Below are 21,202 nucleotides of genomic sequence, written 5' to 3'. Positions count from 1 at the left end.
CGCGCCCCGAGCCCGCGCCGGCGGCCCAACGGTCGCCGGCGCTCGCATTTGCTGCTAGACCGTTTTTCCCGATGTCAGACACGGTGCTGCTTCTGGTGATCCTTGCCGCCATGGCCGTCGCCTTCCAGATCGGCCGCGGCCGCGCCGTGCGCACCGCCGGCGGCCCCGCCGGCATCAAGCACCTGCACTCCCTGCCTGCCTACTACGGCTGGTACCTGGCCATCTGGGTCGGGCTGCCGGCGCTGGTGGTGCTGCTGGCGTGGATCGGCCTGCAGGAGCGCGTCATCACCGCGCTCCTGGTGCAGCAGCTGCCCGCCGAGCTCACCGCCGGGCTCTCCGAAGGCCGCGTCGGGCTCCTGCTGAACGACATCAAGAACCTGGCCACCGGCGGCATCACCGCCGGCGATGTGACCCCGGCGGTGGAGGCCGCCGCGGAGCGCTATCGGCACTGGCAGGGCATCGCCACCGCGGCCCAGTGGGCGCTGGTGCTGGCCGTGGCGCTGGCGGGTCTGACCTGGGCCTGGCGACGTGTGGCGCCGGACTTCCGTGCCCGCAACCGGGTGGAAGCCACCCTGCTCGGCATCCTGATCCTGTGCTCGTCCATCGCCATCCTGACTACCCTCGGCATCGTGCTGTCGGTGCTGTTCGAGTCGATCCTCTTCTTCCAGCGGGTGCCCTGGACCGAGTTCCTGTTCGGCACCCAGTGGAGCCCGCAGATCGCCCTGCGGGCCGATCAGGTGGGGTCCTCCGGCGCCTTCGGCGCGGTGCCGCTGTTCACGGGCACGCTGCTGATCTCCGCCATCGCGATGCTGATCGCCGTGCCCATCGGGCTCCTGTCCGCCGTCTACCTGTCCGAGTACGCGTCCAGACCATTGCGCGCCTGGAGCAAGCCGGCACTGGAGGTGCTGGCCGGCATCCCGACCGTGGTCTACGGCTTTTTCGCGGCGCTGACGGTGGCACCCTTCATGCGCGACCTGGGCGCCGCCGTGGGCCTGGACGTCGCCTCCGAAAGCGCGCTCGCCGCCGGTGCCGTCATGGGCATCATGATCATCCCCTTCGTGTCGTCACTCTCGGACGATGTCATCAATGCCGTGCCCCAGTCCCTGCGCGACGGCTCCTATGCCCTCGGCGCCACCCAGGCCGAGACCATCCTGCGCGTCATCCTGCCGGCAGCGCTGCCGGGCATCGTCGGCGGCATCCTGCTGGCCGTCTCCCGCGCCATCGGCGAGACCATGATCGTGGTCATGGCCGCCGGACTCGCCGCCAACCTGACGGCAAACCCGCTGGAGAGCGTCACCACCGTCACGGTGCAGATCGTCACCCTGCTCACGGGCGATCAGGAGTTCGACAGCGCCAAGACGCTGGCCGCGTTCGCGCTCGGGCTCACGCTGTTTGCGGTGACGCTGACGCTGAACGTCATCGCCCTGCACATCGTGCGCAAGTACCGGGAGCAGTATGAGTAGCACCGCCGCCGCACCGGCCCGCACCATCGATACCGTCAACGCGAGCCTGAAGCGCCGCTACGCCGCCGAGCGCCGCTTCCGCATCCTCGGCCTGACCGCCGTCGTGCTGGGCCTCGCCTTCGTGGGCCTGCTGCTCTTCAGCATCGTGAGCAAGGGCTATACCGCCTTCTGGCAGACCTATATCCAGCTGCCGGTGACCCTCACCGCAGCAGACATCGACCCGAGCGGCGTCATCACGGACCCCGACACCAACGAAGAGGTGCGCCGCAAGACCCTGGTGCGGGCCGACTTCCGCACGCCTGTGCGTGACGCGCTGCGGGCACAGTTCCCGGACGTCTCCGGGCGCAGCCAGCGTCGTGCCCTGCATGGACTCATCAGCAGCGGTGCGGCGCTTCAGCTGCGCGAGCTGGTCCGCCGGGACCCGGCGCTCATCGGCACCGAGCAGACCCTGTGGCTGGTCGCCGACGACGACGTGGACATGTTCATGAAGGGCCGCTCGACGCCCATCGACGAGCTGCCCGGGGCCGGCACAGCCACGCCCACGGGCACCACCGGCGAGATTGCGCTCACCTCCAGCGCCGACGACTTCAAGCTCATCACGGCGCGCGTGGGCGCCCATCTGGAGCGCACCGCCGCCGCGCTGGACCGCGACATCGCCCGGCTGGAGGGGGTGCTGGCGGACCTCGCCGCCGAGCGCGCGGACATCGAGGCCGCCATGGCGGACGCGGACGGCACCGCCCGCGCCAAGCTGGAGGACCGGGCAGAGCGCGTGGACCGCCGCAACGCGCAGCTCACCCGCAAGCTCGGGCGCACCCGCAACGAGCGCGCCGACATCGCCGCACAGCTCGCGGCCGCGGCCGAAGGCGAGCCACTGGCGCTGTCCGATGAGATGCCAAGCTTCCTGATCGCCGTCAACGGCGGCGTGGTCAAGGTGCGCGAGGCCACCCCTACGCGGGTGAGCGCGGACGTGGTGAGCGGCCTGGACACCGCCGACCCGGCCGCCCCCGGCACCTGGCGGCTGCTGGAGCTGCGCACACCGGAGGACGACCGGCGCCTGTCGGACCGGCAGATCGCCTGGATCTGGCAGCTCGACCAGCGCGGCCTCATCGAGACCCACTTCAACACGCTCTTCTTCACCAACGGCACCTCGCGCGAGCCGGAGCTCGCCGGCATCGCCGCGGCCCTGGTGGGCTCCTTCTACACCCTCGCGCTGACGCTGCTGTTCAGCTTCCCCATCGCCGTGGGCGCGGCGGTATACCTGGAGGAATTCGCGCCCAAAAACCGCTTCACGGACCTGATCGAGGTGAACATCAACAACCTCGCCGCCGTGCCGTCCATCGTCTTCGGCCTGCTCGGCCTTGCGGTGTTCATCAACTTCTTCGGCATACCGCGCTCCACGCCGCTGGTGGCGGCCATGGTGCTGACGCTGATGACCCTGCCCACCATCATCATCGCGAGCCGGGCGGCGCTCAAATCCGTGCCGCCGTCCATCCGCGAGGCGGCGCTGGGTGTGGGCGCCTCACCGCTGCAGACGCAGCTGCATCACGTGCTGCCGCTGGCCCTGCCCGGCATGCTCACCGGCACCATCATCGGCATGGCGCAGGCGCTGGGGGAGACAGCGCCGCTGCTGATGATCGGGCTCATCGCCTTCATCGTGGACATCCCCGGCGGCATCACCGATCCCGCCACGGTGCTGCCGGTGCAGATCTTCATGTGGGCGGACAGCCCCGAGCGCGGCTTCGTGGAGCGCACCTCCGCCGCCATCATGATCCTGCTCGGCTTCCTGGTGCTGATGAACCTCGCCGCAGTGCTGCTGCGGCGGCGGTTTGAGCGGCGATGGTAAGGGGGAAGGACTGAGGGCTGAGGGCTGAGGGCTGAGGGCTGAGGCAGGGTCCACCCGTACTTCGAACTTCGTACTACCTACTACATTTCATGAACACCACAGCCGAAGCCATCGAGACCAACACCGGCAACCTGCGCGCCAGCGATTTCGACGGCGAGCGCGCCTTCGAAGGCACCCTCGGCGACATCACGGCCGCCGAGCCCCGCATGGAATGCCGGGAGGTCAACGTCTGGTACGACGCCAACCACGCCATCCGCGAGGTGAGCCTGGACATCGGCAAGCACGAGGTGGTGGCCATGATCGGCCCCTCCGGCTGCGGCAAGTCCACCTTCCTGCGCTGCCTGAACCGCATGAACGACACCATCCCGGCGGCCAAGGTGACGGGCTCCATCAAGCTCGACGGCATGGAGGTGCTGGACCGCGGCATCGACGTGGTGCCGCTGCGCGCCCAGGTGGGCATGGTGTTCCAGAAGCCGAACCCCTTCCCCAAGTCCGTCTACGAGAACATCGCCTACGGCCCGCGCATCCACGGGCTCACCAACCATCGGGAAGAGCTGGACGAGCTGGTGGAGACCAGCCTCAAGCGCGCCGGGCTCTGGAAGGAGGTCAAGGACCGCCTGCACCAGCCGGGCACCGGCCTGTCGGGCGGCCAGCAGCAGCGCCTGTGCATCGCCCGCACCATCGCCGTGTCACCGGAGGTGATCCTGATGGACGAGCCCTGCTCGGCGCTGGACCCCATCGCCACCGCCGTCATCGAGGAGCTGATTGCGGAGCTCAAGCAGGAGTACAGCATCGCCATCGTCACCCACAGCATGCAGCAGGCGGCGCGGGTGTCCCAGCGCACGGCCTATTTCCACTTGGGTGACCTGGTGGAGGTGGGCGCCACGGGGCAGGTGTTCGAAGACCCGCAGCACCATCTCACCCGCGCCTATGTGACGGGGCGGTTCGGATGAGGAGCAGCAGGTCGGGTCAGCGATAGCGCAACCCGACAATCCACGAGTTACGGGCACGCGCAGTGGGCTTACGCTGCACTGACACGACCGACGCCGAATCCGTGCAGGGTCTCAGAGCGGTGTCACGAGCGCACGCACCATCAGCAACTTCCACCTGCCTGGATGTCGGCGCAGCCGTTCTAGCCCGCGTCGGGGTCGATACCGAGCTCCCGCAGGCGCCGGGCAAACCTTCGGCCCGCACATCGGCCTGATTCTGCCGCTGCTCCGCCTGCTTTCGAACCTGCTCGGCCTGCTTTTGCGCCTGCTCGGCCTGCTTGCGCTGCTCGGCCTCCCGCCGCCAGCGCTGTTCGAGCGCGTGGGCGTCCAAGAGCGGCTCGCCGGTGGCGGCATCGACGATGACCACGCCGCGGTGGCCCGGCGCGGTGGCAAAGTCGAGTCCGGTCGTAAAGCTCCGCAGCCGGCCGCGGGCATCGGGGCGAAGCGGGCGATAGCCGCCCTCGACCAGACGGTAGCCTTGGATGGAATAGTTGACCACGCGCAGCGGCTCGAAGGTCTTGACGATCAGGTATTCGGCAACGCCGGCACGACGGTAGATCTCGACCTTGTCGGTCTCATCGCCGTCCTGATAGGGCGAGACCACCTCGATGACCAGGCTCGGGCCCGTGCCGTCCACGGGTACATGGAAGGCTTGGCGCGGGCGGTCGCGGTCGCGAATGTCCGGGATGACGGCGATGTCCGGGGCCGGCTCCTTGAGACCCGGACTGCCCCATTTGATTTTGACATCGCTGTAGACGGCCCGCGTTGGATCATTGCGGAAGTGACGACGGAGGCGCACGGCCAGGTCAGTGACGCAAAAGGCGTGCTCCGTCCCCTGGATCAAGTAGTCGCCCTAGTGCGGGTCGAGAAAGGCGTCCGGCGGCAGCGGCGCCTCGCGATAGTCGAGCGAGCCGTCCGGCCGCCGCACCGGCACCTCGCGCCAACCGCGCGGCGCGGCATCGTGCTCGACGGGGATCGCATTCGGCTGCATGGCACTGGCTCCGAGCTCCAATGGCAGTACACTGCTGCCGCAGTATAGCAACGGCAGTCGGGCTCGACCCGACGACGCCTGGTGCCGCTTGGCCTCGGTGGGGGTGCCTCCCGGCCCTGCCCGGAGCCGGCCCCCATCGCCACGGTCGTTGCCTAGTTCAGCGTACGCAGCAGCTGCTGGACCTCTTCGGCGCCGGAGAACGATTTGTCGGCGATGGGCAGGAGCAGCTGCCGCGCCTCGGCCCGGCGCCCGGCCGCCGTCAGCGCCCGGGCGTAATGCAGGGTCACATCCAGGTTGTTCGGCATCTGCTCATGGGCGGCGCTGAGCGTCTCCACGGCGGCCTCGGTGCGCCCGGTGGCGAGCTGCGCCACACCCAGAGTGTCGACGACGGCGGGTGAATTGGGCGCCGCAGCCCGCGCACGCTGCGCGAGCGTGAGCGCCTGCTCCGGCGCCGTCTCCAGCAGCAGGAATGCCAGATTGTTGAGCGCGGTCGCATCCTGCGGCGCGCGCTCGAGCACGGCCTGGTAGGCGGTGACGGCGGCGTCAGTGTCGCCCTGCTCGGCAAGGAGCTGCGCGAGGCGCCGCCGCATGACCACATCCTCGGGTTGATCGGCCAGCCATGCGCGGGCGGTGCCAACGGCCGCTTCGGTGCGACCCACCCCCTTCTGCTCACGCACCAGTACTTCAACGAAGCGGCGCTCATCCACGGCTGTCGCATCCAGCTCATCGAGCAGCTCCCGCGCTGCCGCGACATCACCCAGCTCACGCAGGTGCCGGGCACGGAACAGGCGCACCACCGCCGCATTGCCGCCGCTGCGCGCAAGGCTGTCCAGGAGCCGCTCCCGCGCATCGCCGTCGTTGGTGCTCTCCAGAACCCTGCCAATGACCTCGCTCACCGCGGCGTGCCCGGGGTCCAGCTCAAAGGCCCGCAGCAGCGCATCCGCCGCCGTGGCAGGCTTGCCGGACTCTGCCAGCACCGCCGCCAACTGATAGCGCGCCGCAGCATCGGTGGGCGCCGCCTGGACCAGGGATTCATAGGTCAGGATTGCGGCGTCGAGATCGCCGCTGCGCAGCTCCGCGGCGGCCCGCTCCCGCAGCAGGTCGTCGGTCACCCGCACCGACGGCGGCAAGGCCCGCAGCAAGGCCACCGCGTCGTCCAGGCGCCCCAGGCTTTGGTAGCCACGGGCCAGGTTGCGCCGCAGGACGAGGGAGTCCGGCGCTTCGGCGAGTGCCGCTTCCAGACGACTGATGGCGGCCTGCTTGTCACCCGCCGCAATGTCGAGCTGCGCCAGCGCTGCGATCACCTCCACGTTGCCAGGCGCCTGCGTGAGCAGTGCCTCGTGGCGCTCGCGCGCCGCCTGCACATCGCCGGCGGCGAGCTCCAGCCGCGCGAGGTTCATGCCGGCCTCGACGAACCCAGGGTCAATGGACAGCGCCTGCTCGAGGGCAGCGCGCGCCCCCTGCGTATCGCCGCTTCGCGCGCGCGCCGCCGCCGCGGCGGTCAACGCCGTGGGGCTGTCCGGGTGCAGGCGCAGGAAGGTCTCGGCGGTCTCCACCACGGCGTCGGTGTCACCCGTTTGCGCGGCCAGGCGCACCCGCTCCAGCAGCGCCGGCGCGTGCTGCGGCTCGGTTGTCAGCGCGGCATCCAGTGCGCGGCCCGCGGCGGTGGTGTCACCGGTCTGCATCAGGGCCCGTGCCAGCTGCACGCGCAGACCCGCGTCGTCCGGCAGCAGCTGCACCGCGGCGCGCAGCGCTTCCACCGCGCCCGCTCCATCCCCCTGTGACAGCCTTATGGCGCCGAGCGCGCGCTGCGCATCGGCAGCCGCCTCGGGCTCGGCCAGCAGCGGCGCGAGGATACGCTCGGCCGTCTCCATGTCCCCCGTGGCGGCTGCGATCTGCGCCGACAACAGTATGCCTTGGCGGGAATCGGACACCACGCTCAGATGGGCGTCCACATAGATGCGTGCACGCTCCAGTTGCCCGCTCATGAGCGCGGCGCGGGCCGCGACCAGGTTGGCAGCGGGCTCCGTGGGGTTGGCCTTGAGGAAGCGCTCCACGTCGGAGAGCGCCGCCCGGACGTCTCCTGCCTGGAGGGCGAGGCGCGCCGCCGCATAATCGAAGCCGAGAAAACCGGGGTACTGCGCGCGACCTGCGTCCAGGTCCATACGGGCGGCGTCCAGCTCACCCTGCTCGATGCGGCTCAAGGCGCGCAGGTAATAGGCCCACCAGCGGGCGCGGGTACTGATGAGCGCATGCGTGAGCCAGCGCTCGGCGTCCTCGAAGCGGCGCTCCGTCACCGCCAGCTCGGCGGCGGCGACCAGCACGGGTGCGGCGTCAGGTGCAATCTTCAGCGCCTGATCGAGGGTCTCTCGCGCACGCTCGGGCGCCTTCAGTGCGACCTCCTGTCGAGCGCGCTCGATCAACGCCTCGGTGCTGTCCGGGGCGAGCTGAAGGGCCTTGTCCACGGCGATCTGGGCCTGCTCCAGATCGTCCATGCCACGATACGCTTGCGCGCGCAGGGCGAGCCGCTCAGCGCGGTCTCCCGCGCTGGCGGCTTCGCTCTCGATGTCAAGGGCGTCCAGCGCCCTGCCGAAGGCGCGTTGCAGCAGCAACGCCCGCGCCGTCAGCGACGCGACGGCCGGCTGGCTCGCACCGTCACCCAGAACCCGATTGAGCGCCTGCTCGGCCGCCGCCCCCTGGCGCAGATCCAGGTAAACCCTTGCCAACAACAGCCGCGCGTCGAGGCTGTTCGGCTCCTCGCGGAGCAGCGCCTTGAGCGTCACGACCGACTCCTGGAGTTGCCCTTCCCGCCATGCCTGATCGGCGTCGGCAAGGCCGTCCGCGGCGGCGGGTCCGGCGCTGGTCAACGCGGCGACGAGAAAGCTTGCCGGTATACGCATGGTTTGGCGTCCGCTAAGGCAGTGTGGCGACTAGCGTCCGCATGTTACCCGATGCGCTCCTACAATGAGCACCTGATCAGATGGTCAGACCTCAGGGGTCGCCCGGTGTCGCAGACAAAGACCAAGCGCGGCCAGAGGGACACTGTCCGGCCCCGAGGCTTCGCCCAACAGGGTCGGAACCAGCCACAGAGCGCCCGGCAGCCGCCGCTGGACCCGGCGAAGCGCCGCTGAGGCGACACCAAAACCGCATGCGGACACCTGACGATCAGGCGAGTCGCGGTCACCGCAGCGCAGGCGCTGGCAAGCCCGCGCATGGTCAAGCTTTTCTCTGTCCAGCGACCAATCCAGCCGCCGAAGTGTAAAAAGTCCTGACGCCCACAAGAGCTGAGGCAACCCCGCAATACGCTCAGTAAGCCTTTGTTTCTCAGATGCTTCGTTTGCAGATCCATGTGTCTGCCCGGGCTGTCGTGCAGCCCCGGCTTCGCGCTGCGGTGCGTTATCCAGGAGTCTGGGGCTTGCCCGTGGTAGCAGTTCTTTACAGTTTTGCTTAAATGAGGGATTCACTTATCATATTACCAGTTTCTTCTCCACTAAAGACAGTAGGTTATGCCGCATGGCATCAGCATTGCTACTATCAGGCGAAGGGCAAAAACCCTGACCTAGGGGGTCCCGGCCCCATTGCACTTCCAGGCTCATAGCAAGCGACCACAAAACCCAAGACAGGGGAACTTTCAACATGACGCAAAAATACCTGGCTCAGGCTGCCGGCTTTTCCGGCCTGCTGCTGCTCGGCGGCCTTGCACATGCCGTCACCATCGACAATTTCGACGTCGGCCCCTACTTCGGCAGCTCGACCATCCGCGCCTTCGGCGACGGCAGCGACCTCAACAACCCGACCAACCAGCCTGGCTTGAGCACATCTGACGTCATCGGCGGCGTCCGCGACACTGAACTGACCATCCCGAACTCGGGCAACGGCGCCGATGAGATTTCGGCCACGGTCTCGGCCTCTACCGGCTATTTCCAGGTCTCGAACTCCAGCTCCGCCGCCGGCACAGCCACCCTCACCTGGGACGGCGGCGGCACGCTGGGCGGCCTGGACCTCACCAATGGCGGTCTCGCCACCGGCTTCTTCCTGGGTATTCCGGAGCCCATCGACAACGAGCTGGACATCACTTTCACCGTCAACGGCTCGTCCACCGAGTCTGTCAGCTTCCCGAACGGCTCTGAAGGCGACGATTTCTTCATCCCGTTCGCGAGCTTCTCCGACCCCGCCGTCTTCACGACGGTGGACGTCATCCAGATGAGCGTGACCGGCCCGAACGCCTACGATGCGACCATCGATCTGGTCGAAACCCGCCCGCGTCCCGTGCCTGTGCCGGGCACCCTGGCGCTGCTGGGGCTGGGCTTGGCCGGTCTCGGCCTGCGGCGGCGGAAGCGGGTCGCGTAACACGCGCCTGCTGCGCCCCCAATCTGGGCAGGGCACCCCCGTGGTGCCCGTGCGCAAACACAAGGTTCGTCGCTCGACGAGCCTTTTTTTTGCACCTTGTCCACCCGTCTCGACGCCATGCCGCAAGCGTCATCCGCGAGCGCCGACCGCAGCACTAACCGCTGCCCACCTCATCGAACCGCACAAACTGCATGCTGAACTGCCCGCGACCGTGGGTCAGGCTGCGCAACTCCGTGGCATAGCCGAGCAACTCGGCGAGGGCCACCTCGCAGGTGATGGTCGCGGTGCCGTCGCTGGAATCCGTGGCCTGGATGACGGACTGGCGCTGCTGGAGGTCGCCGAGGACGGTGCCGAGGTTCTCGTCGGGCACCACCACCTCCACCCGCATCACCGGCTGCAAGAGGCAGGGCCCGGCGGCAGACAGGACCTTGGCCAGGGCGCGGGCGGCGGCGGCGGCCAGGGCATCGGGTGTGCTTTGGGTGCCGAACAGCTCCACCGCCGCCAGCGTCACCTTGACGTCCTCCACGGGTGCCGCCTGCCCGGGGCCGGCGGCGAGGCCCTGGGTGAGCCCGCGGCGCAAGGCGTCGAGTTGATCCGGGGACAGCTCGGTGCCGTCCGGCAGCACACTGGGCGCCAGCTCCAGGCGGTTGCCGGCACCGCGGGCGGCGGGCTGCACCTGCACGCGGGCACCCGCCGCCAGCTCCGGCTGTTTGCCGTCCGGGCTGGGCGGGCGGGTATAGGTGAACGCCACCTCGGCATCGGCGGTGATGCTCTCGCGCACCGCCACCGCGGGCTTGCCGCTGCGCACGGCGACGCCGAATTCCCGCGCCAGGCGCTCCAGCACGATCTGCAAGTGCAGCTCGCCCATGCCGCGCAGCAAACGCTGGCCCGTGTCCGGGTCCTCGGCGACGGCCAGCGTCGGGTCCTCCTGGGTGACCTTGTCCAGCGCCTCCAGCAGCTTTTCCTCGTCGGTGCCGGCGCCGGGCTCGATGGCGAGGCTCAGCACCGGCTGGCGGGCATCGATGCGCTCCAGCAGCAGCAGGTGGTCGGGGTCGCAGAGGGTGTCGCCGGTGCCGGCGTGCCTAAGCCCCGCAAGGAGCACGATCTGGCCGGGCTCGGCGACGTCCAGGCGCTGCTTGCGCCCGGCGTCAGTGTCGAAGATGCGGGCCACGTGCTCGCTGACCGTCTGGCCGTCGGCGCCCACGAAGCTGACGCGATCCCCGGGCAGCAGCCGGTTGCGGTAGACGCGCACGAAGCAGTGCCGGCGCCCGTCCCAGAGCTGCACCTTGAACACCAGGGCCGCGAGGGGGCCATCGGGGCCAAGGACGACCTCTTCCGTACCACCCTCCGGCAGCCTGGCCAGCGCCGGCGGGCGGTCCAGCGGTGCCGGCAGCAGGTCCACGGCGGCGTCCAGCAGCGGCTGCACGCCGATGTTGCGCAGCGCACTGCCGCCGAGACACGGGAAAATGCGCCCCTCGAGGGTGCCCTTGCGCAGCGCGGCGGTGACCTGCGCCGTATCCGGCTCTTCGCCCGCAAGCACTTGGTCTGCCAGCGTCTCGTCCACATCGGCAGCGGCGAGCAGCAGGGTCTCGTGCAGGCCGGCGCAGCGCGCCCAGAGGTGCTCGGGGCAGGGCTCGGTGGTGAGCGCTTCTCCCTGCTCGCCGCCGAAGCGGACCAGGGTGCGGTGCAGCAGATGCACCACCGCATGCTCCTCGTTGCCCCGGTTATCGAAGACCGGCACCGTAAGGGCCACCGGGGTCACGTCGAGCTTGGCGGCGATGGCCTTGAGGCAACGCTCGAAATCCGCCCCGGGCCGGTCCATCTTGTTGACGAAGAAGAGCACCGGCAGGCCGAAGCGGCAGCGCTGGCGCCAGACCGTCTCGGTCTGCGGCTCCACCCCGCGCACGCCGTCGAGCACGATGATTACCCCATCGAGCACGCGCATGGAGCGCTCCACCTCGATGGTAAAATCCACGTGACCTGGGGTGTCGACCACCTGCAGCGTATGCTCCCGCCAGGGCGCCTTGGTGACGGCGGCGGTGATGGTGATGCCGTGCTGCTGCTCCTCCGCCATCCAGTCCATGTGGGCGGCGCCGTCGTGCACCTCGCCGATCTTGTGCGAGGCGCCGGTGTAGAAGAGCATGCGCTCGGTGAGGGTGGTCTTGCCGGCATCCACGTGCGCGGCGACACCGATGTTGCGCACGGCAGACAGTTTTGTGGGGCTGCCGCCCGGCTTGGACCCGGGCTTGGCGTGCGAATGGCGGCTCATCGACTTTTGACGAAACCCAACGGAGAGCTCGAATGCTTGATCGTAAAGGAACGCTGGGCACTGCCGTGCTGAACGCCCTGCCGGCGACCACATTGGCAGCAGCACTGGCTGCGGCGGCGGCCCTGCCGACGGCGGCCAACGCCGAAACCTACCGCATCAACGAGGGCGACAGTGTCATCGGCACGCCCTTCTATGTAAAGACCGACGCCGAGCACACGCTGCTCGACATCGGCCGCTTCTACGGCTCCGGCTACGACGAGATGAAGCAGGCGAACCCGAGCGTGGATATGTGGGTTCCGGGCGACAATCAGGACGTGCTGGTGCCGGACTTCCACGTGCTGCCGGACGCCCCGCGCGATGGCTTGGTGATGAACCTCGCCGAGAAGCGGCTCTATTACTACCACTCGCCGACGGAGGTGGAGGTGTTCTCCGTGGGCATCGGCCGGGAAGGCTGGGAGACGCCGGTGGGTACTTATTCCGTCATCGAGAAGATCAAGGACCCCACCTGGACGCCGCCCGCGTCCATTCGACGCGAGTACGAAAAGCGCGGCGAGACCCTGCCGGCCGTGGTGCCCGCGGGCCCGGACAACCCGCTCGGCGCCTACGCCATGCGCCTCAGCAACCCGAGCTACCTGATCCATGGCACTAACAAGCCCTGGGGGGTCGGCATGCCGGTGAGCTCCGGCTGCACGCGCATGTACCCGGAGGACATCGAGGCCCTGTTTCCCAAGGTGAAGACGGGCACGCAGGTGCGCATCGTGGACCAGCCGTACAAGGTCGGGTGGCGCGGCGATCAGCTGTTCCTGGAGGTCAACCTTCTGGATGGGCAGTCGGCAGCATCGCCGCAGGCGGTGATCCCGTCCAAGTACGCCAACGCCGGTGACGTCACCGTGGACTGGAACGAGGTACGCCGCACGCTTCAGGACAACTCGGGCCTGCCGCGTCTGGTGGGTGTGCGCCAGGGCGCAGAGAGCTGGCACCGGCTGGACTCGGTGTTCTGACACAGGCGTCAAGGCCGGCGACATTGCGTGCCGGGCCTTGACCACGACTCCGTCCTTAGCGCGGGCGTGCCCTCCGTAGTCAGGGCCTCCAGCCCTGAATGACTCAGGCCAGGATGGCCTGGCTGCCCAGTCAGCGGCCAAGATGGCCGGAGTGATGCAAAGGGCCGCGTGCTGTAAGAACGAGCGACTTCGGGGGGGGTTGGCGGGGGTGTTTTGGGGCGGCGGGGCTCGGCGCGGGCGGATCAAGGCTGGGGGCGCGAGTCTGGATCGATTCCCGCGGCGGACAGGCGCCGGAGGACTGGGCTGGCTGAAGGCTGCGGCAGCCGGGAAGGATGCGGCGCCGGCTCTGGCGGAACAGTCCCAGGGGGGGTGCCAGTCGGAGGGGGGAGATGAGTCCCCGGGGAAGATGGGTTTGGAGGATGGGCTCAGTCGGTGAAGCGCGTTTACGGGTGCCGACCGTCCACCGCTTTCGCAGACGGCCGGCACCGAGACCAAGCAGCGACTGCTTACTTGGCCATGACACGCTGATACATGCGGTTGATGCGCTCCTCGTTGGCCTCGCAGCAGGCCTGAGCGGCGTTGGCGGCGTCCATGGCTGCCTGAGCCATGTCACGGGCCTCCTGGTCGGTGGCGCAGCCGCCGAGCAGCGACGCGCTCAGCAGGGCAGCGGCGGACAGGGACGCAAGCTTGACGTTCTTGGTCATAGCGGTTTCTCCGTTTGAGGTTGCCGATCGGCAATTTGATTTATATCACAGGACAAGGGCCGGTCCGAACCCTCGGCGGCGAATGTTAGCAGAATCGAACAGCGTCGTGTCGCAACAACGTCCGGCCAAAGAGCCGCCGAAACTCCGATGCACCGGTGGATTGCGCTGCTTGCATGAGCGCACCGGGGGAGTCCCGATGGTGCCGTGTGCCTCGATACCACGGACTCTGTCGCTTACCTGCAACACCCACTCAGTCAGGCCCCGGATGTTGTCGGCAATACTCGTACATCGCAATGCTCGCGGCCACACTGACGTTGAGGCTCTGCATTGCCCCAGGGTGTACGATGCTGAGCGCCGGCAGATCGGCAGCCGCCGCACTCAAGCCGAATTCCTCGTGCCCGAGCACAAAGGCCGACCGCCCTGGCAGGCGGGCGCGCTGCATGGCCTCGCCGCCGTCGGCGAGCAGCCGAAATGCGCAATAATCATCGGCCCGCAGCCGACGCAGGCTCTCGTCGAGACCGGCGAAGAACCGCGCCGGCACCGCCCGCAGAGCGCCTTTGGCGGGTGCCGGATCGAAGGGGCCGATGTCGATCAGGTGGATCTCGCGCACACCGAAGGCCTGTGCGGAGCGGAAGATCTTTGCCACATTGAACCCGGGCTTGAGATGATCCAGCACCAGGATCAACTCGCCGGGGCCGGGCTGCGCCAGCAGGTTGCGCCGGCGCTCGCGCTCGAAGCGCGCGTGCGCGTCGAGCCGGCTGCGCTTTCTGCTCATGTCATACTCCCCAATCCTCAACCCCGCTCGCGGCACCCAGACCGGCTTGACACTGCCATCCCCTTCCATGCAAGGCGTACTGACCACCCGGCAGCGGCGGCGCTCGCGGGTCCGACGCCGCACACGAGTCGTTGCGGCGCCGTTGTTGCTCACGGCCGGCCTCGCCGGCTGGGGCAGCGCGGCGGCGCAGCCGCTTGAAGCGGCGGGCGCGGATGCACCCTCACCGACCCCAGCGCGTGCGGCCACGACACCGGCGCCAACGACCCTGCCCGCCGGCAGCATCATCGCCTTCGTGCCCGCAGGGAGCGGCTTCACGGGCAGCGATGCTGCGCTGCGCGACTGGCTCGCCGAGCGCGGCTGGGCCATCTGCGACGGCACCAGGGGCACACCGGACCTGCGCGGGCGCATGCTGCTCGGCACCACAGACCCACTGGCGGTGGGCCAGCGCCTCGGCAGCCGCGACCACGACCACCGCGTGCGCGGCGAGAGCGAGGCGCCGGTGCTGCGCAACCGCCACACACCCACCGGGCACGGTCCGCTCAAGCACCTGCCGGACGATCAGCACCGGCATCGCCTGGACCTGGCCACCGACCGCAGTCAGCATCTGCCGCCGAGCACCCGGGTGTTGTTCATCATGAAATTGCCCTGAGCACTGCCGCGCCATGGTCGAGCGCTACTATCGCAGAACCCTGCCGCACACGGGCCCGAATCCGTTCCGCTGCGAGGGCTTCGTGCACAACGGCACCATCCAGAGCGACACGGGGGAGCCCGTGGCCATCGCGAGCCTGCCGCCCTTCCTGCGGGCGCTGCTGGTGACGGACGGCACGGTCACCAAGATCATCGAGGCCTATTTCTGGGAGCCGGTGGTGGTGGACACCCTGCGCCAGGAGTTCGTCGAGGCCGCCGACGACATCCCCTGGGTCCACATCGAGCGCGGCGAGCGCATTATGGTGCGCCGTGCCCGGCTGCGCGGGGCGCACAGCGGCAAGGCCTTCGCCAATGCCTTCTCCGTGATCCGCACCGGGCTCATCCCGGCCCAGTTCCGCAGACGGCTCATCGACCGCGAGATCGGCATCGGCGCACTCATCCGCGACAGCGGGCTGGAGAGCTACCGGGAGGTGCTGGAGGTCGGCATCGAGCCGGACAGCGACGCCGATAAGGCGGTGTTCCGCACCTATCGCATCATCATCGCGGGCGAGCCGGTGATCCTCATCACCGAGACCTTCCCGCTGCCGCTGTACCGCTGAGGCCGCAGCCGGAAGCAGGCATGACGGAGCCGGAGGTCGAGGACCAGGCCGCGGGGGGCGCCATTGACACGCTGCGCCGCCGCGAGACCCCGGAAGGCGTCGAGATCACGCTCCGCCTCGCCGGGCCCGTGCCCCGTGCGCTCGCCTTCGGTATCGATCTCGCCATTCGCGGCGGCGTCTATCTGGCCCTGACACCGCTCGCCGGCCTCGCCGGCATCGGCACCGGCCTGCTGCTGCTCGCGCTGTTTCTGCTGGAGTGGCTCTATCCGGTGTTCTTCGAGCTGCACCGCGGCGCCACGCCCGGCAAGCGGGCCATGGGGCTCCTGGTGGTCCACGCCGACGGCACCCCGGTGGCGCCGTCCGCATCGCTGCTCCGCAACCTGCTGCGGGGCGTGGACTTTCTGCCGGTGCTCTATGGCGTCGGACTGGTGGCCTGCCTGGTGGACCGGGACTTCCGCCGGCTCGGCGACCTCGCCGCCGGGACCCTGGTGATCCACCGCGAGCCGCCGCTGCCGGCGACATTGCCGGCCCATCCGCCGCTGCCACCGCCGGTGCCGCTGGACCTGGCCACGCAGCAGGCTGTGCTCGCCTTCGCCGAGCGCAGCCCGCGGCTGTCACCGGCCCGACGTGCCGAGCTCGCGGCCCTGGCCGGCTTCGACACCCGAGCCACAGCGGACGCCGATCCCGCGGCGACGCTGCTCGGCGTCGCCAACTGGATCAGCCGCGGCAAGTCGGCGGTGGACACGCCGCCGGCTGCCGCAACCGCGCCGCAGGCTGCGCCGGCCGGCGCCAGCACCGCCGCCAGCACCGCCGCGGGCGAGCGCGCGCCATGAGACAACAGGTCTTCGAGGCGACCCACGCCGGCACCTGGCGCCGCCTGGAGACACTGCTGGCGGCGCTGGAGGCGCGGCGCCCGCCGGGCCCGGCCGTACCGGTGCAGCGGCTGCCCCGGCTGCTGCGCGCCGTGAGCGGCCATTACGCCATAGCCCGCGCGCGCGGCTACAGCCCCGGGCTCGTGTCCCGGCTGCACACGCTCGTGCGCCGCGGCTACCGTCAGCTCTATCGCCCGCGCCCGCACTGGCCGCGCCTGCTGGTGGATTTCGCCGCCCGCGGCTTTCCGCAGGCCCTGCGCCGCCATGCCGGGCTGTTCTGGCTCGCCAGTGCGCTCTTCTTCGGCCCCATGCTCGCCATGGGCCTCGCCTGCGCCGCTGACCCGACGCTGATCCACAGCCTGCTCGACGGCGAGCAGGTGGCGCAGTACGAGTCCATGTACGACCCCACCAACGACAAGCCCGGCCGCACCCCCGCCCGCCAGGCGGACGAGGACGTGAAGATGTTCGGGTTCTATGTCTGGAACAATGTCGGCATTGCCCTGCGCACCTTCGCCTGGGGCCTGCTTGCCGGCGCGGGCAGCGGCTTCGTGCTGGTGATGAACGGGCTCGTCATCGGCGCCGTGGCCGGGCACCTGACCCAGCTCGGCTTCGGCACGCCCTTCTGGTCCTTCGTCAGCGGTCACAGCAGCCTGGAGCTCACCGGCATCGCCGTCGCCGGCACCGCCGGGCTGCTGCTCGGCAGCGCCCTGCTGGCACCCGGCCGCCGCACCCGCAGCGCGGCCCTGCGCGTGCGTGCCGCGGAGGCGGTGCCGCTGGTGCTGGGGGCCATGGCGCTGCTGGTGCTGGCGGCGGTGGTGGAGGCCTTCTGGTCCGCCACCGCCGGGGTGCCGCCGGCGGTGAAGTACGGCGTCGGCGCGGCCGGCTGGCTGCTGGTGGGCGCCTATCTGCTGCTCGCCGGGCGCGGCACGGCAGCGCCTGACAAACACGACCCTTGGCAGCGCGCGGCGGCGCAGCCCGGTCGCGTACAGCAGGCGCAAAGCCAGCGCCCGCGGCAGGCACACGCCACCGGAGCCCGGCCATGGACCTGAGCCGCATGACCGCCACGGCACGCCCCCGCAGCCCCTGGGAGAGCATCGACCTGGGCTTCGCGCTGGCGCGCACCTGGTTCCTGCCCCTGTGGCTGTGCTGGTGGCTCACCGCTGCGCCGCTGGCGCTGGCGGCGCTCGTCCCGCTGCACCGCCATCCGGACCTGTGGCTGCTGCTGGTGTGGTGGTGCAAGCCCGCCTTCGAGGCGCTGCCGCTCCACTGGCTGAGCCGCGCGCTGTTCGGCGAGCAGCTCGCCCTGCCCGCCGCGGCCCGCAGCCTGCCGCGGGCCCTGCCGCCGCGGCTGTGGCCGCAGCTCCTGTGGCGGCGCATCGGCATGGGGCGCAGCTTCAACATGGCCGTGACCCTGCTGGAGGCCCCCCGCGGCGGCGCCCGCGGGCAGCGGCTGCGGGTGCTGCGCACCGGCGCCGCCGGCTGGCTCACCCTGGTCTGCGTCCACCTGGAGGCCATCCTCTGGCTCTCGGGGCTGCTGCTGCTCGCCTTCCTGGTGCCGGAGGGGCTGCCCACGCCGGACCTGGAAGCGGCCATCTTCGACACCGGCTCCGCACCCTATTGGATCGCGAGCCTGGGCATGGTGCTCGCCATGTCCGTCATCGCGCCCTGCTACGTCGCTGCGGGCTTTGCGCTGTATCTCGGCCGGCGCACGGAGCTGGAGGCCTGGGACCTGGAGCTGGCCTTCCGCCGTGCCCGGGCCACACGCCGCACGGGCCGCCTGCGGCCCGGCAGCACCGCCGTACTGCTGCTGGCGGTGCTGCTGCCGGCCTCCGGCACGGCGACGACCATGACCAGCGACGAGGCCGAAGCGCGCATCGAGGCCGTCCTGGCCCACCCGGACTTCGGCGGTACCCGGGAGGCACAGGTCTGGGTCTATGTGGGGGATGACGACGCGCAGCCGGACGAGCCGCGGGTGCAGGCGCAGTTGCCCGCCTGGCTCATCCAGGCGCTGGCGGAAGGCATGAAATGGCTGCTGCTCATCGCCGCTGCCGTGGCCCTGGCCCTGCTGGCCCTGCCCCTGGTCCGGGACCTGGCCGCAGGGCGCCGACAGCACAGCGCGCCGGCGGAGCAGCCGGGCGCGCAGGTCGCGCCTGCGGAGGCAGACGCCGGGCCGCCGCCCGCGGACCTGCCGGCGGCAGTGCGGCGGCTGCTCGCCGCGGGCGACGTCCGCGCCGCCCTGGCCCTGCTCTACCGCGAGCAGCTGCGCCACCTGCGCGCCGCGGGCGTGGAGCTGCCGGACAGCGCCACCGAGCAGGACTGCCTGCGCGCGGCACGCAGGCTCGGCGAGCCGCGACGGCTGGCCTACCTGGAGCAAGTGGTGGGCGCCTGGCAGGCGGTGGCCTACGGGCACCGGCCGCTCGAGCCCGCCGCGGTCACCGCGCTGCTCCAGGATCAGGACACCTTCGCGCCGGCGGGCGGCCGTGGCTGAGCCCCGTCGCCACCGGGCCTCCAGCGGTGCCGCCTGGGTGCTCTGGGTGGTCGGGGCCGTGCTCGCCCTCGGCGGCTGGCTCTGGTTCACGGAGCACTTCGAGCGCCGGGTGCGTGAGGTCCCGACGGGCGCCTCGGCGCAGGCCCGTGCCAATCCCTTCCTGGCCGCCGAGCGCTTCCTGACCGCAAGCGGCGTCGATGCCCGCAGCGACCAGGGCCGCACGCTGCTGCGCCAACTGCCGGGCGCCGCGGACATGATCATCATCGATGGCCTGCCGGTGCTGAACGCGGCCCGCCGCGAGCGACTGCACGCATGGCTCAGCGCCGGCGGGCACCTGCTGGTGGAGGCGGTGCATCTCGACGGCGACGCGGACAGGTCGCAGGAGACACAGTTTCTGACCCGCTTCGGCGCCGTGCTGCGGCGCGATGCCGCGGCGGCAAGCACCGATGAAGTCGTCGCCGAGCTGCGGCTGCCGGACCAGTCGCAGCCCCTGCGCATCGCCTTCGAGCCCACCTGGTACCTGGAAGACCGCCACGGCCGCGCCGTGGGCGAGGCCAGCGCCGACGGCCGGGCAAGGCTCATCATCTACGCCGTGGGCGCCGGCCGGCTGATCGTGGTGAGCGACACCGAGTGGCTGCGCAACACCGGCATCGGCGCGCATGACCACGCCCTGGCGCTGGCACTGCTCACCGCGAACCGCGACGCCGTCCGGCTGCTGCACGATGTCTCGGTGCCGTCGCTGCCCGCCCTGCTGTGGCGCACCGCCCCGGCGGCCGTCGTCTCCGCGGCGCTGCTGCTGGTGCTGCTGCTGTGGCACCTGGGCCGGCGCCTCGGCCCACTGCTGCCGGCACCCGACACCGGCCGACGCGATCTGCTGGAGCACCTGCAGGCGGCGGGCGACTTCGGCTGGCGCCACGGGCGCGGTGGGCTGCTTGTGGCCCAGACCCGGCGCCGGCTGGAGCGCCGCTGGCTCGGGCGGCACCCGCAGCTGAAGCAGCTCGACGCGGCCGGTCGGGCGGAGCGTATCGCCGCCCGGACCGGGCTCAAGGCGGCCCAGGTGCAGGCGGCGCTCTACGGCCCGGTGGGCGACACGGCGGGACTCCTGCACGTCACCGCGACGCTGCAGCGCCTGGCCCGGGCGCGGCCGCCGGCCGCCGGCACCGCGCCCCCGCATACACCGACAAGCAAGCACGCACGCATCACCCCATGACCACAGCGACCCCACCCCCGGCGGAGCAGCTCGCCGCCGCCCGCGACGCCCTGACCCAGGTCGAAGCGCAAGTGAACCGCGCCGTGCTGGGCCAGCGGCAGGTGGTGCGCGAGGTGGTGGTGGCCCTTGCCGCCGCCGGCCATGTGCTGCTGGAGGGGCTGCCCGGCATGGGCAAGACGCTGCTGGTGCGGGCGCTGGCCCAGGCCCTCGGCGGACGCTTCGCGCGGGTGCAGTTCACGCCGGACCTGATGCCCGCCGACATCACCGGGCACGCCATCTTCGACATGCAGAGCGAGCAGTTCCACATCCGCCGCGGCCCGGTGTTCTGCAACGTGCTGCTCGGTGACGAGATCAACCGCGCCCCGGCCAAGACCCAGGCGGCGATGCTGGAGGCCATGCAGGAGCAGCAGGTGACCATCGAAGGGCAGTCACTGGCGCTGACGCCGCCGTTCCTGGTGCTCGCCACACAGAACCCCATCGAGCAGGAGGGCACCTATCCCCTGCCGCTGGCGCAGCTGGACCGCTTTTTGCTCAAATCCTACATCGACTATCCGGGCGCCGACGACGAGCTCAGCGTGGTGCGCACCGTCACCGCCGGCCGCGTGGGCGACGGGCTGGACCTGTCCGCCGTCAGCGCAGTGATGGCGCCGGCCCAGGTGCTGGAGGTGCAGGCCGCCGCGGCGGCGCTGACGCTGGATGATGCGGTGCTCGGCTACGCCCTGCGGCTGGTGCGGGCGACGCGCGACTGGCAGGGGCTCGACAGCGGCGCCGGCACCCGCGCCGCCGTGGCCCTGGTGCGGGCGGCGCGCGGCCACGCGCTGCTCGCCGGCAACGCCTACGTGAGCCCGGACGATGTCAAGGCCATGGCCCCGGCGGTGCTGCGCCACCGCGTACGCCTCGGCGCCGAGCTGGAGATCGAGGGCTGGCGGCCGGATGACGTGCTGGCGGAGCTGCTGGCGGCCGTGGATGCCCCGCGTGCCTGAGGCCGCACCGCACCGCA

17 protein-coding genes and 2 pseudogenes are annotated in these 21,202 nt (G+C 70.4%); 13 read left to right on the top strand and 6 right to left on the bottom strand.

Translation table 11 applies throughout. The features are described 5' to 3' along the window. The first annotated feature begins 71 nt into the window (after window positions 1–71). The 4 genes and pseudogenes from pstC to pstB all read left to right on the top strand — a co-directional run bounded on the left by pstC (window position 72) and on the right by pstB (window position 4,259). Window positions 72–1,463 carry a phosphate ABC transporter permease subunit PstC gene (gene pstC / locus QZ607_RS02955; RefSeq protein ID WP_295879483.1) on the top strand — a complete coding sequence of 464 codons (1,392 nt, stop codon included), beginning with the start codon at window positions 72–74 and terminating at the stop codon, window positions 1,461–1,463. Further along, window positions 1,456–1,953: pseudogene (locus QZ607_RS25800) on the top strand (DUF3333 domain-containing protein); the annotation flags it as partial. The gene pstC and the pseudogene QZ607_RS25800, both read left to right, overlap by 8 nt. Before the next feature lie 546 nt (window positions 1,954–2,499). After that, window positions 2,500–3,306: pseudogene (gene pstA, locus QZ607_RS25795) on the top strand (phosphate ABC transporter permease PstA); the annotation flags it as partial. Window positions 3,307–3,395: 89 nt separating this feature from the next. Continuing rightward, window positions 3,396–4,259, top strand: coding sequence for a phosphate ABC transporter ATP-binding protein PstB (gene pstB, locus QZ607_RS02945; RefSeq protein WP_295879478.1), 864 nt, complete (start codon window positions 3,396–3,398; stop codon window positions 4,257–4,259). A 16-nt stretch (window positions 4,260–4,275) separates the two neighbouring features. On the opposite strand, the gene QZ607_RS02940 is transcribed toward pstB, so the two are convergent. The 3 genes from QZ607_RS02940 to prsT form a co-directional block, all read right to left on the bottom strand. After that, window positions 4,276–5,139: a Uma2 family endonuclease gene (locus QZ607_RS02940; protein WP_295879475.1), complete on the bottom strand. Its 864-nt coding sequence runs from the start codon at window positions 5,137–5,139 to the stop codon at window positions 4,276–4,278. A 9-nt stretch (window positions 5,140–5,148) separates the two neighbouring features. Beyond that, on the bottom strand, window positions 5,149–5,286 hold the full coding sequence (locus QZ607_RS02935) for a hypothetical protein (protein WP_295879473.1): 138 nt from the start codon (window positions 5,284–5,286) through the stop codon (window positions 5,149–5,151). A 152-nt stretch (window positions 5,287–5,438) separates the two neighbouring features. Then, window positions 5,439–8,186 carry an XrtA/PEP-CTERM system TPR-repeat protein PrsT gene (gene prsT, locus QZ607_RS02930; RefSeq protein WP_295879471.1) on the bottom strand — a complete coding sequence of 916 codons (2,748 nt, stop codon included), beginning with the start codon at window positions 8,184–8,186 and terminating at the stop codon, window positions 5,439–5,441. 736 nt (window positions 8,187–8,922) lie between these two features. On the opposite strand from prsT, the gene QZ607_RS02925 reads away from it, so the two are divergent. Further along, complete coding sequence (locus QZ607_RS02925; protein ID WP_295879468.1) at window positions 8,923–9,636, top strand: PEP-CTERM sorting domain-containing protein; 714 nt, start codon at window positions 8,923–8,925, stop codon at window positions 9,634–9,636. Between the two features lie 154 nt (window positions 9,637–9,790). Here the strand turns inward: QZ607_RS02925 and QZ607_RS02920 are convergent, their stop codons facing one another. Continuing rightward, on the bottom strand, window positions 9,791–11,905 hold the full coding sequence (locus QZ607_RS02920) for a translation factor GTPase family protein (RefSeq protein ID WP_295879465.1): 2,115 nt from the start codon (window positions 11,903–11,905) through the stop codon (window positions 9,791–9,793). Between the two features lie 32 nt (window positions 11,906–11,937). Between QZ607_RS02920 and QZ607_RS02915 the strand changes: the two genes are divergently transcribed. Beyond that, window positions 11,938–12,906, top strand: a complete 969-nt coding sequence (locus QZ607_RS02915) for a L,D-transpeptidase family protein (RefSeq protein ID WP_295879462.1) — start codon at window positions 11,938–11,940, stop codon at window positions 12,904–12,906. Window positions 12,907–13,412: 506 nt separating this feature from the next. Here QZ607_RS02915 and QZ607_RS02910 read toward each other — a convergent pair. Together QZ607_RS02910 and QZ607_RS02905 are read right to left on the bottom strand one after the other, a co-directional pair. Next, window positions 13,413–13,610, bottom strand: coding sequence for a hypothetical protein (locus QZ607_RS02910; protein ID WP_295543633.1), 198 nt, complete (start codon window positions 13,608–13,610; stop codon window positions 13,413–13,415). A gap of 250 nt (window positions 13,611–13,860) precedes the next feature. Further along, entirely contained in the window at window positions 13,861–14,385 is a 525-nt protein-coding gene (locus tag QZ607_RS02905) for a TrmH family RNA methyltransferase (RefSeq protein WP_295879459.1), read from the bottom strand. A 67-nt stretch (window positions 14,386–14,452) separates the two neighbouring features. Between QZ607_RS02905 and QZ607_RS02900 the strand changes: the two genes are divergently transcribed. From QZ607_RS02900 to QZ607_RS02870, 7 genes are read left to right on the top strand one after another with little or no spacing between them, the layout of a single operon-like run. Continuing rightward, window positions 14,453–15,034: a hypothetical protein gene (locus QZ607_RS02900; protein WP_295879457.1), complete on the top strand. Its 582-nt coding sequence runs from the start codon at window positions 14,453–14,455 to the stop codon at window positions 15,032–15,034. A 13-nt stretch (window positions 15,035–15,047) separates the two neighbouring features. Then, window positions 15,048–15,632 carry a chorismate pyruvate-lyase family protein gene (locus tag QZ607_RS02895; RefSeq protein ID WP_295879454.1) on the top strand — a complete coding sequence of 195 codons (585 nt, stop codon included), beginning with the start codon at window positions 15,048–15,050 and terminating at the stop codon, window positions 15,630–15,632. Between the two features lie 20 nt (window positions 15,633–15,652). Next, entirely contained in the window at window positions 15,653–16,465 is an 813-nt protein-coding gene (locus tag QZ607_RS02890) for an RDD family protein (RefSeq protein WP_295879452.1), read from the top strand. Further along, window positions 16,462–17,553 (top strand): stage II sporulation protein M, encoded by a 1,092-nt coding sequence (locus QZ607_RS02885; protein WP_295879450.1) that lies wholly within the window; start codon window positions 16,462–16,464, stop codon window positions 17,551–17,553. Before QZ607_RS02890 ends, QZ607_RS02885 begins: the two co-directional genes overlap by 4 nt. Beyond that, entirely contained in the window at window positions 17,544–18,992 is a 1,449-nt protein-coding gene (locus QZ607_RS02880; protein WP_295879449.1) for a DUF4129 domain-containing protein, read from the top strand. The genes QZ607_RS02885 and QZ607_RS02880 overlap by 10 nt, the downstream gene beginning before the upstream one ends. Next, window positions 18,985–20,202 (top strand): DUF4350 domain-containing protein, encoded by a 1,218-nt coding sequence (locus QZ607_RS02875; RefSeq protein ID WP_295879446.1) that lies wholly within the window; start codon window positions 18,985–18,987, stop codon window positions 20,200–20,202. The genes QZ607_RS02880 and QZ607_RS02875 overlap by 8 nt, the downstream gene beginning before the upstream one ends. Beyond that, window positions 20,199–21,185: an AAA family ATPase gene (locus QZ607_RS02870; RefSeq protein ID WP_295879445.1), complete on the top strand. Its 987-nt coding sequence runs from the start codon at window positions 20,199–20,201 to the stop codon at window positions 21,183–21,185. The genes QZ607_RS02875 and QZ607_RS02870 overlap by 4 nt, the downstream gene beginning before the upstream one ends. The last annotated feature ends 17 nt before the right edge of the window (window positions 21,186–21,202 follow it).

It is taken from the genome of uncultured Thiohalocapsa sp., from assembly GCF_913063425.1.
In the GTDB taxonomy this organism is placed as follows: domain Bacteria; phylum Pseudomonadota; class Gammaproteobacteria; order Chromatiales; family Chromatiaceae; genus Thiohalocapsa.
This window is presented reverse-complemented; position numbering and strand designations above follow the sequence as displayed.

Bases quoted from the DNA above. Each gene is read 5' to 3' on its own strand.
- QZ607_RS02885 (WP_295879450.1), top strand. From the start codon at position 16,462: ATGAGACAACAGGTCTTCGAGGCGACCCACGCCGGCACCTGGCGCCGC.
- pstC (WP_295879483.1), top strand. From the start codon at position 72: ATGTCAGACACGGTGCTGCTTCTGGTGATCCTTGCCGCCATGGCCGTC.
- QZ607_RS02915 (WP_295879462.1), top strand. From the start codon at position 11,938: ATGCTTGATCGTAAAGGAACGCTGGGCACTGCCGTGCTGAACGCCCTG.
- QZ607_RS02905 (WP_295879459.1), bottom strand. From the start codon at position 14,385: ATGAGCAGAAAGCGCAGCCGGCTCGACGCGCACGCGCGCTTCGAGCGC.
- QZ607_RS02870 (WP_295879445.1), top strand. From the start codon at position 20,199: ATGACCACAGCGACCCCACCCCCGGCGGAGCAGCTCGCCGCCGCCCGC.
- QZ607_RS02895 (WP_295879454.1), top strand. From the start codon at position 15,048: ATGGTCGAGCGCTACTATCGCAGAACCCTGCCGCACACGGGCCCGAAT.
- pstB (WP_295879478.1), top strand. From the start codon at position 3,396: ATGAACACCACAGCCGAAGCCATCGAGACCAACACCGGCAACCTGCGC.
- QZ607_RS02880 (WP_295879449.1), top strand. From the start codon at position 17,544: ATGGACCTGAGCCGCATGACCGCCACGGCACGCCCCCGCAGCCCCTGG.
- QZ607_RS02900 (WP_295879457.1), top strand. From the start codon at position 14,453: ATGCAAGGCGTACTGACCACCCGGCAGCGGCGGCGCTCGCGGGTCCGA.
- QZ607_RS02925 (WP_295879468.1), top strand. From the start codon at position 8,923: ATGACGCAAAAATACCTGGCTCAGGCTGCCGGCTTTTCCGGCCTGCTG.
- QZ607_RS02920 (WP_295879465.1), bottom strand. From the start codon at position 11,905: ATGAGCCGCCATTCGCACGCCAAGCCCGGGTCCAAGCCGGGCGGCAGC.
- QZ607_RS02890 (WP_295879452.1), top strand. From the start codon at position 15,653: ATGACGGAGCCGGAGGTCGAGGACCAGGCCGCGGGGGGCGCCATTGAC.
- QZ607_RS02910 (WP_295543633.1), bottom strand. From the start codon at position 13,610: ATGACCAAGAACGTCAAGCTTGCGTCCCTGTCCGCCGCTGCCCTGCTG.
- QZ607_RS02935 (WP_295879473.1), bottom strand. From the start codon at position 5,286: ATGCAGCCGAATGCGATCCCCGTCGAGCACGATGCCGCGCCGCGCGGT.
- prsT (WP_295879471.1), bottom strand. From the start codon at position 8,186: ATGCGTATACCGGCAAGCTTTCTCGTCGCCGCGTTGACCAGCGCCGGA.